Source organism: Kitasatospora sp. NPDC096204 (assembly GCF_044763205.1).
GTDB lineage: Bacteria > Actinomycetota > Actinomycetes > Streptomycetales > Streptomycetaceae > Kitasatospora.
In genome coordinates this window covers 415,993-429,255 of sequence record NZ_JBIWFT010000003.1, presented here as the reverse complement: position 1 = coordinate 429,255, position 13,263 = coordinate 415,993, and the positions used below count along the sequence as shown (strand labels likewise).

At 73.2% G+C, this 13,263-nt stretch carries 10 protein-coding genes; 5 read left to right on the top strand and 5 right to left on the bottom strand.

Annotation, left to right across the window (positions count from 1 at the left end; translation table 11 throughout):
- The first annotated feature begins 136 nt into the window (after positions 1–136).
- The 3 genes from ACIQ87_RS05280 to ACIQ87_RS05270 all read left to right on the top strand — a co-directional run bounded on the left by ACIQ87_RS05280 (position 137) and on the right by ACIQ87_RS05270 (position 4,666).
- Positions 137–1,471 (top strand): PhoH family protein, encoded by a 1,335-nt coding sequence (locus ACIQ87_RS05280; protein ID WP_402401733.1) that lies wholly within the window; start codon positions 137–139, stop codon positions 1,469–1,471.
- Positions 1,472–1,903: 432 nt separating this feature from the next.
- Positions 1,904–2,662: a transglycosylase SLT domain-containing protein gene (locus ACIQ87_RS05275; RefSeq protein ID WP_402401731.1), complete on the top strand. Its 759-nt coding sequence runs from the start codon at positions 1,904–1,906 to the stop codon at positions 2,660–2,662.
- A 501-nt stretch (positions 2,663–3,163) separates the two neighbouring features.
- Positions 3,164–4,666 (top strand): AI-2E family transporter, encoded by a 1,503-nt coding sequence (locus ACIQ87_RS05270; protein ID WP_402401728.1) that lies wholly within the window; start codon positions 3,164–3,166, stop codon positions 4,664–4,666.
- A gap of 86 nt (positions 4,667–4,752) precedes the next feature.
- Here ACIQ87_RS05270 and ACIQ87_RS05265 read toward each other — a convergent pair whose 3' ends face one another.
- Together ACIQ87_RS05265 and ACIQ87_RS05260 are read right to left on the bottom strand one after the other, a co-directional pair.
- Positions 4,753–5,289 (bottom strand): alkyl hydroperoxide reductase, encoded by a 537-nt coding sequence (locus tag ACIQ87_RS05265; protein WP_402401725.1) that lies wholly within the window; start codon positions 5,287–5,289, stop codon positions 4,753–4,755.
- 3 nt (positions 5,290–5,292) lie between these two features.
- A complete protein-coding gene (locus ACIQ87_RS05260; protein WP_316526531.1) occupies positions 5,293–5,844 on the bottom strand; it encodes a peroxiredoxin in 552 nt (183 codons plus the stop codon).
- A gap of 188 nt (positions 5,845–6,032) precedes the next feature.
- On the opposite strand from ACIQ87_RS05260, the gene ACIQ87_RS05255 reads away from it, so the two are divergent.
- A complete protein-coding gene (locus tag ACIQ87_RS05255) occupies positions 6,033–6,983 on the top strand; it encodes a LysR substrate-binding domain-containing protein (protein ID WP_402401721.1) in 951 nt (316 codons plus the stop codon).
- Positions 6,984–7,023: 40 nt separating this feature from the next.
- Here ACIQ87_RS05255 and ACIQ87_RS05250 read toward each other — a convergent pair whose 3' ends face one another.
- Positions 7,024–7,659: a TetR/AcrR family transcriptional regulator gene (locus ACIQ87_RS05250; RefSeq protein WP_402401718.1), complete on the bottom strand. Its 636-nt coding sequence runs from the start codon at positions 7,657–7,659 to the stop codon at positions 7,024–7,026.
- A 124-nt stretch (positions 7,660–7,783) separates the two neighbouring features.
- Between ACIQ87_RS05250 and ACIQ87_RS05245 the strand changes: the two genes are divergently transcribed.
- Positions 7,784–9,991 (top strand): MMPL family transporter, encoded by a 2,208-nt coding sequence (locus tag ACIQ87_RS05245; RefSeq protein ID WP_402401715.1) that lies wholly within the window; start codon positions 7,784–7,786, stop codon positions 9,989–9,991.
- 109 nt (positions 9,992–10,100) lie between these two features.
- On the opposite strand, the gene ACIQ87_RS05240 is transcribed toward ACIQ87_RS05245, so the two are convergent.
- Both ACIQ87_RS05240 and ACIQ87_RS05235 read right to left on the bottom strand, forming a co-directional pair.
- A complete protein-coding gene (locus tag ACIQ87_RS05240) occupies positions 10,101–12,002 on the bottom strand; it encodes a SpoIIE family protein phosphatase (protein ID WP_402401712.1) in 1,902 nt (633 codons plus the stop codon).
- A gap of 88 nt (positions 12,003–12,090) precedes the next feature.
- The gene (locus ACIQ87_RS05235; RefSeq protein WP_402401888.1) at positions 12,091–12,762 is read right to left on the bottom strand and encodes a class I SAM-dependent methyltransferase; all 672 of its coding nucleotides are present in this window, start codon (positions 12,760–12,762) and stop codon (positions 12,091–12,093) included.
- Positions 12,763–13,263 lie beyond the last annotated feature (501 nt).

Genomic DNA, 13,263 nt, shown 5'->3' with positions numbered 1-13,263 from the left:
ATCCGTCAGTTCGCCGGGGGCGCGAATGCACCGTTCCCCGCCTGGGAATACTCCAGTCAGACCGGCCCCGAGGCCACCGGGGCAGCGGGGGCCGGCTTGCCGCGGATGACGCAGGGTCATCCGCTCTGGAGGCCTAGTGGTCAGTTCCAAGAGCCGCCGGACACCAGACCGGCGCACGTACGTTCTCGACACCAGCGTGCTCCTGGCGGACCCGCTCGCCATGAGCCGCTTCGAGGAGCACGAGGTCGTCCTCCCGGTGGTGGTCGTCACCGAGCTGGAGGCCAAGCGGCACCACCCGGAGCTGGGCTACTTCGCCCGCCAGGCGCTGCGACTGCTCGACGACTACCGCATCCGCCACGGCCGGCTCGACGAGCCGATCCCGGTCGGCGAGCTCGGCGGCACCATCCGCGTCGAGCTCAACCACTCCGACGTGTCGATACTGCCGGTCGGCTACCGCGCCGGCGGCGGTGAGGCGGACACCAGGATCCTCGCGGTCGCCCGCAACCTCCAGGCCGAGGGCTACGACGTCACCGTCGTGTCCAAGGACCTGCCGCTGCGGATCAAGGCCAGCTCGGTGGGCCTGCTGGCCGAGGAGTACCGGGCCGAGCTGGCGATCACCTCGGGCTGGACGGGCATGTCCGAGCTGCACGTCCCGGCCGACCAGGTGGACGCGCTGTTCTCGGCCGGCCACGACGCCGGGGTGGACGTCGACGGGGCCGCCGAGCTGCCCGTCCACACCGGACTGGTGCTGACCTCGGAGCGCGGCCGCGCGCTCGGCCGGGTCACCGGCGACGGCCGGGTGCGGCTGGTGCGCGGCGAGCGCGAGGCGTTCGGGCTGCGCGGGCGCAGCGCCGAGCAGCGGGTGGCGCTGGACCTGCTGCTCGACCCGGAGATCGGGATCGTCTCGATGGGCGGCCGGGCCGGCACCGGGAAGTCGGCGCTGGCGCTGTGCGCGGGGCTGGAGGCGGTGCTGGAGCGGAGGCAGCACCGCAAGGTGATGGTCTTCCGGCCGCTGTACGCGGTCGGCGGGCAGGAGCTGGGCTACCTGCCCGGCTCCGAGGCGGAGAAGATGGGCCCCTGGGCGCAGGCGGTCTTCGACACCCTCTCCGCCGTCACCACCCCGGACGTGATCGAGGAGGTCATCTCCCGCGGGATGCTGGAGGTGCTGCCGCTGACCCACATCCGGGGGCGCTCGCTGCACGACGCCTTCGTGATCGTGGACGAGGCGCAGTCGCTGGAGCGGAACGTCCTGCTGACGGTGCTGTCCCGGATCGGCCAGGGCTCGCGGGTGGTGCTCACCCACGACGTGGCGCAGCGGGACAACCTCCGGGTGGGCCGCTACGACGGGGTGGTGGCGGTGGTGGAGAAGCTGAAGGGTCATCCGCTCTTCGCCCACATCACGCTGACCCGCTCGGAGCGTTCGCCGATCGCGGCGCTGGTCACGGAGATGCTGGAGGACATCCACCCGTGATCCGCCCGTAGTAGGGCATAGTCGGACAATATGGTCAACTCATGGCCAGGGGTCCGTTCCTGACGGAGCGGGCCCCGCCCGTTTCATCACATCGAGTGCTTTCTGTCCAGGGAACTGCCGTACGGTGGATGTGACATGCGCCACGCGGGCGGGAATTGCGTCGACAGTGCCCGGTGCGGCATGGTGAGGGTTCTGTCAGGCCCCGCGTACGGCGCGGCAGGGCTCCCGGACTCCGGGGGTCAGGCCCCGGAAGGTCCGCCAACTCCGGTCGGTGGACACACAATTGAAGACCGTTGAGCCGTACGCCGCCCGATTCCAACGCCCGGTCGCCTCACCTCGGCCGGACGCCGGGCCAGCACCTCCCGTGACCAGAGCACCATGCGGAGGTCCGTGCCAAGGGGCACGTTGCGCCCGTACGGTCACGCGTGGGCGATGCTGGAAGGAATCCATGTGACTCGGATCTCGGTCCGGGGAGTTGCTGTGGCCTCCGCCACCGCCGTCACCGCTGTCGGTGCCGTCGTTGGTATGGCCTCGGGCAGCGAGGGCAAGACCACGCAGACGGTCGACGTCGCCGGCGCGACCCTGCTTGCCGAAGTCCCCTCTGGCGCCCAGGCGCAGACCATCAGTGACAACATCGGCCAGCAGGCATCCGCCCAGCAGGCCTCCGCCGACGCCGCCGCCAAGGCCGCCGCGGAGCAGAAGGCTGCCGAGGAGGCCGCGCGCCAGCAGGCCGCCGCGGACGCCCAGGCCAAGGCCGACGCCCAGGCCAAGGCGGACGCGGAGCAGGCCGCCAAGGCCGCGGACGAGAAGCGCAAGGCCGACGAGGCCGCCGCGAACCGTTCCAAGGCCCGGTCCGCGATGACCGCGGTCGAGGACAGCGCGCCGCCCGTCTCGGTCAGCCCCGGCTCGGTCCAGGACCTGGCCCGGCAGATCGTCGGCAACGACGCGCAGTTCCAGTGCTTCAGCCAGATCGTGAAGCGCGAGAGCGGCTGGGACTACACCGCGACCAACAAGAGCTCCGGCGCGTACGGTCTGGTCCAGGCGCTGCCCGGCACCAAGATGGCCTCGGCCGGTGCCGACTGGCGCACCAACCCGGCCACCCAGATCAAGTGGGGCCTCAGCTACATGAACTCCCGCTACGGCAGTCCCTGCGGCGCGTGGTCGTTCTGGCAGGGTCACAACTGGTACTAGGAACGGCGGCCGCTCCGGCGGCGCGGTTCCGCACGGCCCCCGGCCGTCCGTCCTCCTCGGACGGGCGACCGGGGGCCGTGGCGTTCTCCGGTCACGTGCGGTGCGTGGCGCGTGGCGCGCGGTGGGAGCGGGAGGACCGCGCCGCCCGGGCTGCGCTGACCAGTGCGCCCTCGGACGGTGCGGTCCCGGTTGCGGACGCGGGGCGCGGGAAGGGGTCCTGGTAGCCTCCCGCACCGGCTGGTCCGCCGACAGTTGGCCGTGGGGCGACCTCGGTGGCTCGGCTCCGGGGTCTCGTCCCGACTCCTCCCCAGCGAACTGTGCCCGAAACCAGGTGGAACCTGGCGTTTTGTCCGGTTCATCGGGATGGTCGGTTCGGGTCGAACGGACCGGCGGCCGGAATTGCCACAGCCACGGCGGGTAGCGTCATCCCTGACGGCCGCGGCGGGACCCGCGGCGTGCCGCCGGCACGGCGGGTTCGGCAGGGGAGCGGTGGTAGCGAGGATGGCGCGGGGCGGAAAGGCCTTCAAGGCCGTGGCCAAGGGCATGGCCGTGGTGGCGAGCGCGGCCGCCGTGATCGAACGGCGCCGGCGGGCCGCCATGGCGGCCGACCCGCACGAGCCGGTCCTCCCGGGGCCGGCTCACCCCGAACCGGCCGAGGCACACGTGCCGGCGCTGGTGGACGGGCACGCCCCGGCACTCGCCGAGGTGCCCGGCCCGGTTCCGGCGCCCCGGGTCGACCCGGGCCCGGTGGCCGAGGCCCTCCCGCCGTCCGCCGCGGCGGCCCCGGCCGCCCCGCCCGCACCGGTCGCGCACGCCGGCCTCGGGCGGGAGCACCACCCCGGCCGCCCGGCCACGCCCGCCGAGGCGGTGCCGTGGGGGCTGCGGGTGGCCGCCGAGTCGACCTGGCGGCTGCTGCTGCTCGGCGCCGCGCTCTACGTCGTCTTCTACGTGGTCGACATGTTGCGGCTGGTCGCCTTCTCGGTGCTGGCCTCGCTGCTGATCACCGCGCTGCTGGAGCCCTCGGTCTCCTGGCTGCGCCGGCGCGGGGTGCCGCGCTCGCTGGCGGCGGGCGGGGTGTTCCTCAGTGGTCTGGCCGGGATCGGACTGGTCGGCTGGTTCGTGGTCTGGCAGGTGTCGACCAACCTCTCGGACGTCACCACCCAGGTGAAGACCGGCGTCAACCAGCTGCGGGACTGGATGGTCACCGGGCCGCTGCACCTGACCCAGCAGCAGATCACCGACTTCGCCAACCAGATCACCAAGGCCATCACCACCAACACCGACCAGCTCACCTCGGCCTCGATCACCGGCGCGCAGATCGCCGTCGAGGTGCTGACCGCGCTGCTGATGACCTTCTTCACCACCTTCTTCTTCCTCTACGACGGCGGGAAGATCTGGAACTGGGCGCTGCGCGGCCTGCCCCGGCACTCCCGGTTCGCGATGGCCGGGGCCGGCCCGAAGGCCTGGACGACGCTCACCGCCTATGTGCGCGGCACGGTCTGCGTGGCCTTCATCGACGCGCTCTGCATCGGCATCGGCGTCGACCTGCTGGGCGTGCCGCTGGCCCTGCCGCTGGCCGTGATCATCTTCCTGGGCGCCTTCGTCCCGCTGGTCGGTGCGCTGATCACCGGCACCGTCGCGGTGCTGATCGCGCTGGTCACCCAGGGGCCGTGGACGGCGCTGATGGTGCTGGTGGTGCTGGTGGTGGTGATGCAGGTGGAGAGCCACATCCTCCAGCCGCTGATCCTCGGCCGGGCCGTCCGGGTCCACCCGCTCGGCGTCGTGCTCGGCGTCGCGGCCGGCGGGATCATCGGCGGCATCGGCGGCGCGGTGGTCGCCGTCCCGCTGATCGCCGTCACCAACACCGTGGTCGCCCACCTGCGCCGCCGCAACGAGGCCGGCCAGGCCGTCTTCACCGCGCTCGAGGCCGCCCGCGAGGCCGCCGAGCGCACCGTGGCCGCCCCGGCGGGGTCCCCGCAGCCGCAGCCGCCGTCGAAGGCGTAGCCCGCGGCGGAGCAGCCGGCGCGTACGCCGACGGGCCCCTCCCGGACATGGTGTCCGGGAGGGGCCCGTCGGCGTACGCGGGTGCGTCAGGCGTTGGCGAGGGCGGCCTCGGAGTCGAGGACGCCGGCCACGGCCTGGAGGACGGCGGCGATCTTCATCGAGGCCTGGACGACCTCGCGCTCGACACCGGCCTTGCGCAGCACGGCCTCGTGCGAGTCGAGGCACTGGCCGCAGCCGTTGATGGCCGAGACCGCGAAGCACCAGAGCTCGAAGTCGACCTTCTCGACGCCCGGGGTGCCGATGATGTTCATCCGCAGACCGGCCCGCATCGTGCTGTACTCCTTGTCGGAGAGCAGGTGCAGCGTCCGGTAGTAGACGTTGTTCATCCCCATGATCGCGGCCGCGCCCTTGGCGGCGGTGTACGCCTCCGGGGAGAGGTTGGCCTTGGCCTCGGGCTCCAGCTCGCGCAGCAGGCCGGGGCTGCGGGTGGCCATCGCGCAGGACAGCACGGTGCCCCAGAGCTGCTGGGCGGGGAGGTCGGAGTTGCCGATGACCGAGCCCAGGTTGAGCTTGAGGTCCTTGGCGTAGTCCGGGAGGGCGGCCTTCAGGTCGTCGAGAGCCATGGGTCAGCCCGCCAGCAGGGCCTGGGCGTCGAGGGTGTCCTCGCCCTTGCTCCAGTTGCACGGGCACAGCTCGTCGGTCTGCAGGGCGTCCAGCACCCGCAGGACCTCCTTGGGGTTACGGCCGACGGAGCCGGCGGTGACCATGACGAACTGGATCTCGTTGTTCGGGTCGACGATGAAGACGGCGCGCTGGGCGGTGCCGTCCTCGTTCTCGACGCCGCAGTCGCGCATCAGGTCGTGCTTGATGTCGGCCAGCATCGGGAAGGGCAGGTCGCGCAGGTCCTTGTGGTCCTTGCGCCAGGCGTGGTGCACGAACTCGGAGTCGCCGGAGACGCCGAGGATCTGGGCGTCGCGGTCGGCGAACTCGTCGTTCAGCTTGCCGAACGCGGCGATCTCGGTCGGGCAGACGAAGGTGAAGTCCATCGGCCAGAAGAAGACGACCTTCCACTTGCCCTCGTAGGACTTGTGGTTGATGTCGGCGAAGGCGCTCGCGGCGTCCAGGTCGACACAGGCCTTGAGGTCGAACTCGGGGAACTTGTCACCGATCGTGAGCACGTTCGCTTCTCCTGAGGTGAGATGAGGGGATTGTCCGGAATCCGGACACCACTCACGATTCCACATCGTGGACTGATCAGGGAAATAGCTACACTGGATGTATCTGATCGGAGATTGCTATCAGTACCGAACTTCCCACGTCGCGCCCGGCCTCCCGCAGGAACGGCGGCGCCCCGTCGGACCCTGCTGTGGCGAGTGCCACAGTCCGCAGCCCGCGCACTCCGACCGTCGCCCAGCTGAGGGCCTTCGTCGCGGTGGCCGAACACCGGCACTTCCGGGAGGCCGCCGCCGCCACCGGGACGAGCCAGCCCGCGCTGTCCGGAGCGGTCGCGGCGCTGGAGGAGTCGCTGGGCGCGCAGCTGGTCGAGCGTACGACGCGCAAGGTGATCGTCACTCCACTGGGGGAGCGGGTGCACCGGCACGCCCGCCGGGTGCTCGCCTCGCTCCAGGCCCTCACCGAGGAGGTCGAGGCCGCCCGCCGCCCGTTCACCGGGCCGCTGCACCTGGGCGTCATCCCGACCGTGGCGCCCTACCTGCTGCCCACCGTGCTGCGGCTGGTCCGCGACCGCTTCCCGGACCTGGAGCCGCACGTCCACGAGGAGCGCACCCCCTCGCTGCTGGAGGGCCTGGCCGCCGGGCGGCTGGACGTCCTGCTGCTCGCGCTGCCGGCCGGCGGGGTCTCGCCGACCCTGGACATCCCGCTGTTCGACGAGGACTTCGTCCTGCTCACCCCGCCCGGGCACCCGCTCGCCGGGCGGATCGACGTGCCGCGCGACGTGCTGCTCGACCTGGACGTGCTGCTGCTGGAGGAGGGCCACTGCCTGCGCGACCAGGCGCTGGACATCTGCCGTGAGGTCGGCGCCGACCCGACGGGCTCGATCACCCGCGCGGCCGGCCTGTCCACCCTGGTCCAGCTGGTCGCCGGCGGCCTCGGGGTGACCCTGCTGCCCGCCACCGCGCTGGACGTCGAGGCCGGGCGCACCGACCGGCTGGCCGCCGTCCGCTTCGCCGCCCCGGCGCCCGGCCGCCGGATCGGGCTGGCCGTCCGGCCGGGCTCGGCCCGCGGGGCCGAGTACGAGCGCTTCGCGGCCGCGCTGCGCGAGGTGCTGGTCGAGCTGCCGGTCCGGATCGTCGCCTAGGCCGCCGGTCCGGACCGTCGCCCGGGGCCTGCCGCCCGGGTCAGCCCTCGGCGCTCGCCGCCGCCGGGGCGCCCAGGCAGAGCCCGACCGTCGTCGCGACCAGCAGCTCCAGCGCGTCCAGGGTGTCCTGGTCGGGCCGGTCGCCGGGGCGGCGCAGGGTGAGGTGGCGGGCCGTCAGGCCGTCGAAGCCGCCGAGGAAGTGGACGGCGATCCGGCGGGCGGGCAGCGCCAGGGTCAGGCCGTGGGCGGCCGCGAGGGCGCCGAGCATCTCGGTGGCGGTGCCCTCGATGTCGTGCTGGAGCCCGAGCATGATCTCCTGCATGTCCGGGTCGCGCATGGCCAGCGCCCCGAACTCGCTCAGCAGCACGCAGCGCCCGTGCTCGCCGGTGGCGGCCTCCCAGAGCGCGTGCACCAGGGTGCGGACCTGCTCGCCGAACGCCCCGTCGCCGGGGGAGGCGGCGCGCACCTCGCCGACGAAGTCGGACTTCAGCTGCTCGACGACGGCCCGGTAGAGGTCCTTCTTGGTGCCGAAGGTGTAGTGCACCGTCGCCTGCGCCACGCCGAGCTCGGCCGCGATCGCTCGGGTGCTGCCGGCCGCGATTCCCTCCCTGGTCATCAGGTCGATCGCGGCCTGGACCAGTTGTGGTCGGCGTTCGGAGGCGGGGACATGAGCCATCCAGTCAGGGTAGCGCCACGGGCGGGCAACTGCGTCGTTTGATCTTGTCGATCAACTTTGTCACTCGACAAAGTTCGGTCTACGGTGGGACCCGACCTGCCCTGACCGAACCGAGGGACCGCCGATGGCCACGTACCTGTACCGACTGGGCCGATACTGCTTCCGGCGACGGCGAGCCGTCGTCGCCGTCTGGATCGCCGTGCTCATCGCCATCGGCGGGGCCGCGGGCGCCTTCGCCGGCAAGACCAGCGACGAGTTCAAGGTCCCGGGCACCGAGGCCCAGGCCACCCTGGACCGGATCAAGGACACCTTCCCGGCGCAGGGCCACGGCTCCGCGCAGGTCGTCTTCGCCGCCGGTGCGCCTGGCGGCGTCGCCACGCCCGAGGCGGGCAAGGCGGTCGGCGAGGCCGTCGCCCGGATCGCCGGGGTGCCGGGCGTGGCCGCGGTGCCCGACCCGTACGCCACCGGCGCGCTCTCGCCGGACGGGAAGGTCGCGATCGCCCTGGTCTCGTTCGACCACAAGCTCGCCGACGTCACCGACCAGCAGCGCGAGGCCGTGAAGGCCGCCGCCGAGCCGGCCCGCGCGGCCGGGCTGGACGTGGCCTTCGGCGGCGACGCGTACAACACGATGGCCCAGATCGAGGGCGGCAGCGAGGCGATCGGCCTGGTGATGGCCGGGGTGGTCCTGGTGGTCACCCTCGGCACGCTGGTCGCCGCCGGACTGCCGCTGCTGACCGCGCTGGTCGGCGTCGGCGTGACGATGGCCGGCCTGCTGGCGCTCACCGGCTCCTTCGAGATCATCACCACCGCGCCGGTGCTGGCCCTGATGGTCGGCCTCGCCGTCGGCATCGACTACGCGCTGTTCATCCTGTTCCGGCACCGCCGCCACCTGGACGAGGGCCTGGAGCCGGAGGAGGCCGCCGCCCGGGCCACCGCGACCGCGGGCAGCGCCGTCGTCTTCGCCGGCCTGACCGTGGTCGTCGCGCTCGCCGGACTCGCCGTCGCGGGCGTCCCCTTCCTCACCGTGATGGGCCTGGCCGCCTCCGGTGCCGTCGTGGTGGCCGTCCTGGTCGCGATCACGCTGCTGCCCGCCGTGCTGGGCTTCACCGGCCGGGCCATCGACCGGCTGCCGATCTGGAAGCGGGCCCTGACCGCCAACGGCCGCACCACCATGGGCGAGCGCTGGGGCCGCTTCGTGGTCCGCCGCCCGCTGCCCGTGCTGCTGGTCTCACTGGCCGGGCTGGGCGCCCTGGCGGTGCCCGCCGCGAGCCTGGACCTCGGCCTGCCGAGCGGCGGTTCGCAGGCCGTCGGGACGGACGCCCGCAAGGCCTACGACCTGGTGGGCGAGAGCTTCGGGCCGGGCTTCAACGCGCCGCTGGTGGTCGTCGTGGACGCCCACGGCGCGCCGCGGCCCGAGCAGGCGGTGCAGGGCGTGGCCGCGAAGCTCCGGACCCTCGACGGCGTCGGGACGCTGCTGCCGCCGACCGTCGACCAGGCGAGCGGCACCGCGCTGGTGACCGTCATCCCGCGGACCGGCCCGGACCACGCGGACACCAAGGCGCTGGTCAACGAGATCCGCGACCAGAAGGCGGAGCTCAAGGCGGCGACCGGCGCGGACATCGCCGTCACCGGCACCACGGCCGCCAACATCGACGTCTCCACCAAGCTCGGCCAGGCGCTGCCGCCCTTCCTCGCGGTGATCGTCGGGATCGCGGTGGTGCTGCTGGCGCTGGCGTTCCGCTCGGTGCTCGTCCCGCTCAAGGCGGTGGCAGGCTTCCTGCTCAGCATCACCGCCTCGCTCGGCGCGGTGGTCGCGGTCTACCAGTGGGGCTGGCTGGACGGCCTGATCGACGTGCCCAAGGTCGGCCCGGTGGTGAGCTTCGTGCCGATCCTGCTGATCGGCGTGCTGTTCGGGCTGGCGATGGACTACGAGCTGTTCCTGGTCTCCGGGATGAAGGAGCAGTACGTCCACGGCGCGGCGCCGCGCGAGGCCGTGGTGGGCGGCGTGCGCAACGGGGCCAGGGTGGTCACCGCGGCCGCGCTGATCATGGTGGCGGTGTTCGGCTCGTTCGTCTTCGGCCACGACCCGATCGTCCAGCCGATCGGCTTCGCCCTCGCGGTGGGCGTGCTGGTGGACGCCTTCGTGGTGCGGATGGCGCTGGTGCCGGCCGCGATGGCGCTGTTCGGCAAGGCGGCCTGGTGGTTCCCGAAGCGGCTGGAGAAGGTCGTGCCGCGGGTGGACATGGAGGGCGAGCAACTGATCGCCCGGCTGGCGGAGCAGGCGGAGCAGGAGCCGGCGCGGGAGCCGGTCAAGGAGCCGACCCGGGCCTGACGGACCGCCCCGGGGCGCCCGGTGGGACTCGTTCCCGCCGGGCGCCGTCGCGTTCACGACACCGGGTTCACGACACCGGGTTCACGGTGGCGCGCTCACAACGGCGCGCTCACGCCCCGGCGTTCACGTTCGCGGGCAGCCGCTGCTCGAACCAGACCACCTTGCCGGTGCCCAGCCTGGTCGCGCCCCAGCGGTCCGCGCACCGGGCCACTATCTGCAGCCCGCGCCCGCGTTCGTCCTCCGGCCCGGTGCGGCGCGGGCGCGGCAGCAGCGGGCTGTCGTCGCCGACCTCGCAGCGCAGCCGGGTGGTGCGCACCAGGCTCAGGGTGACCGGCCGGGTCGCGTGCTGGACGGCGTTGGTCACCAGCTCGCTGACCATCAGCTCGGTCGCCTCGCTGAGCTCGTCCAGCCCCCAGCGGCGCAGGGTGTGCGCGGCCAGCCGGCGGGCCCGTCCCGGCGTCTCGTTGCGCGGCTGGAGGTACCAGTGCGCGACGTCCCCGGCCGGGATGCCGTCGAAGCAGGCGCCGAGCAGCGCGATGTCGTCGCCGCGGTCGCCGGGCGGCAGGATCCGCAGCGCCTCCTGGCACAGCTGCTCCGGGGACTGCCAGCGGGCGGCGGCGATCCGGGCGCGCAGCAGCTCCAGGCCGTCGCTGATCGGGCGGGTGCGGGTCTCCACCAGGCCGTCGGTGAACAGCAGCAGCGCCGAGCCGGGCGGCGCGGGCAGTTCGACGGAGTTGAAGTCCACCCCGCCGACGCCGATCGGCGCCCCGGAGTCCAGTTCGACCAGCTCGGCGGTGCCGTCCGGGCGGACCAGCACCGGCGGGACGTGCCCGGCGTTGGCCATCATCACCCGGTTGGCGATCGGGTCGTACACGGCGTAGACGCAGGTGGCCAGGTGTTGTTCGCGGCCCAGCCGCTGGGCTTGTTCGTCCAGGTGGTAGAGCACCTCGTGCGGCGGCAGGTCGAGGGCGGCCAGGGTCTGGGCGCTGGTGCGCAGCTGGCCCATGATGGCGGCCGAGGTGAGCGAGTGGCCCATCACGTCGCCGACGATCAGGGCGACCCGGTTGCCGGGCAGCGGGACGGCGTCGTACCAGTCCCCGCCGACCTGGGCGCCGCGCTCGCCGGGCAGGTAGCGCTGGGCGATCCGGACGCCGTGCGACTGCGGCAGGCGCAGCGGCAGCATGCTGCGCTGCAGCTCGTTGGCGATCTCCCACTCGCGGGCGTAGCGCAGCGCGGTGTCCACGGCCAGCCCGGCCTGGGTGGCGAGGTGCGCCGCGGTCGCGGTGTCCGCGGCGTCGAAGACCGGGCGGCCGCTGCGTTCGGGAGGGCGGCGGATCAGTATCAACAGCCCGAGCACCGCCTTGCGGCCGCGCAGCGGCAGGGCGAGGACGGAGGTGCCGGCGGCCAGCCGGGCCACCCCGCGGGTGCCGTACAGCTCGCGCAGCAGTGTCTCGGCGCGCTCGGCGGAGGGCGTGCCGAGGACGGCGGCCTCGGCGGGGCGGCGGCTCAGCAGGGCGTGGGCGAGCGCCCCGCCGCGGGTCACCGGGGTGGCCGGGCCGCCGTCGGCGGTCGAGCGGGCGCCGTAGCGGGAGCGGCGCCGGTCGTCCAGGCCGCTCGGGCGGCCGCGGCGGCCGATCCGGGTGCCGGTGCTGTGGTGTATCCGCAGCTCCTCCGGGAACCCGGGTTCGCGTTCGACGTTGGGCAGCGGGTCGCGCAGGTGGACGACGGCGGCGTCGGCGAGCGTCGGGACGAGCACCCGGCCGATGTTGCGCAGCGTCGCGGCGAGGTCGAGGGCGGTGTTGATCCGCCGGGTCGCCGAGTCGAGGTACGCCAGGCGGTCCGCCATCTCGGCGCGCTCCGGCCGCGCGCCCGTCCGTCGTGCCGGGGCCGGGGCGGCCGGGGCCGAGGTCGGGGCGGCCAGGGCCGGGGCCGGTGGCGCGGCCGGGACCTGGCGGCGCTGGCCCGGGACGGCGGGCGGCTGCTCCGCCTCGGTCTTGAGCTGGTCGCGCACGGCTGCCTGTCCTGGATTTGGTGTGGTCGGTGAGCTGTTCTGTTGCGCCGGCCGTGGGTACGGCCGGTCCTGTCCTGTCCCGGTTCGATCAGCCGACGCGTCGACAGCACAGGAACAGCTGTTCCTCCGGCGGCAGCGAGGTACTGGCCGGTGCGTACGGATGCCCCGAGCACTCCTCGACGGCGAAGCCGGCCGAGACCAGAACCCGTTCCAGATCCTCCCTCAGATACCCACTGATCCGCAGCTCTCTGCCAAGGAACGGAAGCGGAACGTGATCCAGGTCCGCCTCGACCATACCGAGCGCCAGCAGTCCGCCCGGACGCAGGAGTTCGCGCAGCTGCCCGAGCACGGTCGGAATCTCGTCCTGCGGCAGCAGGATCAGCGAGAAGAACGCGGTGACCGCGGCGAAGCGCCCCCGGCCGTCCGGCCCGAGTTCGGGGGCGTTCCAGACCCGGCCGGCACGCTCGGTGGCCAGATCGTACAGGTCGATCCGATGGAAGACTGGCGCAAAGACGCCGGGAAAGGCGGCCCGCCGGGCCAGGGTGAGCATCCCGTCGGAGAGGTCCGCGCCGATCACCCGCAGACCGGCCGCGGCCAGCTGCCCGACGGTCGGGTCACCGGTGCCGCAGCCGACGTCCAGCACCCGGGCACCGGGTTCCAGCCCGGCGAGCAGCCGCCGGCCGCAGGCCAGCTGGCCGTCCTTGGCCGGGAAGGCCTCGCCGTACCCGGCGCCGATGGTGTCGAAGGCGACCGCCTGCAGCGCCCGGGCCGCCCGCCGCCGCCGTACCTCGGGCTCGTCGTCGCCCGCGTCCTCGCCGACGGGGAACGGGTCGGATATCTGTCCGGTCGTCACGTTGCGAGACACCCTTCCACCCGTGGCCTCCGGTGGCTCCTCCCGACGGCCCCGCGGGCCGCTGCCGGTGGCGGTACGTCACGCTCTGCGCACCACACGGACGGACTGCACGCCGATGCGTATCCGGCAGACACTCGTGTGCGTACTGGCATCTGAGAATATGCGTGATCACTGCGCCATGGGGTCCCTTTCCGGCCAACTCGCCGTGCTTGGACCGTTGTGGCACGGGTTGCGGAAGCACGAGGGTGTGGGCGGGGTTGTGCGCGAGACCCCGCGCGCCGGACAGCGCGCCAGGCTGACGTCGATGACCTGCGGTTTTGCCGATCCGCAGGCTGACTATCGGACGTTTATCGAACGTCAATCGGCGCGGTGCAGAGTGGAGTCCAGCGCCGGGGAAGCGTTGAGGGC

Coding starts and splice junctions, on each gene's coding strand:
- ACIQ87_RS05275 (WP_402401731.1), top strand. CDS start 1,904: ATGCTGGAAGGAATCCATGTGACTCGGATCTCGGTCCGGGGAGTTGCT.
- ACIQ87_RS05270 (WP_402401728.1), top strand. CDS start 3,164: ATGGCGCGGGGCGGAAAGGCCTTCAAGGCCGTGGCCAAGGGCATGGCC.
- ACIQ87_RS05265 (WP_402401725.1), bottom strand. CDS start 5,289: ATGGCTCTCGACGACCTGAAGGCCGCCCTCCCGGACTACGCCAAGGAC.
- ACIQ87_RS05250 (WP_402401718.1), bottom strand. CDS start 7,659: ATGGCTCATGTCCCCGCCTCCGAACGCCGACCACAACTGGTCCAGGCC.
- ACIQ87_RS05245 (WP_402401715.1), top strand. CDS start 7,784: ATGGCCACGTACCTGTACCGACTGGGCCGATACTGCTTCCGGCGACGG.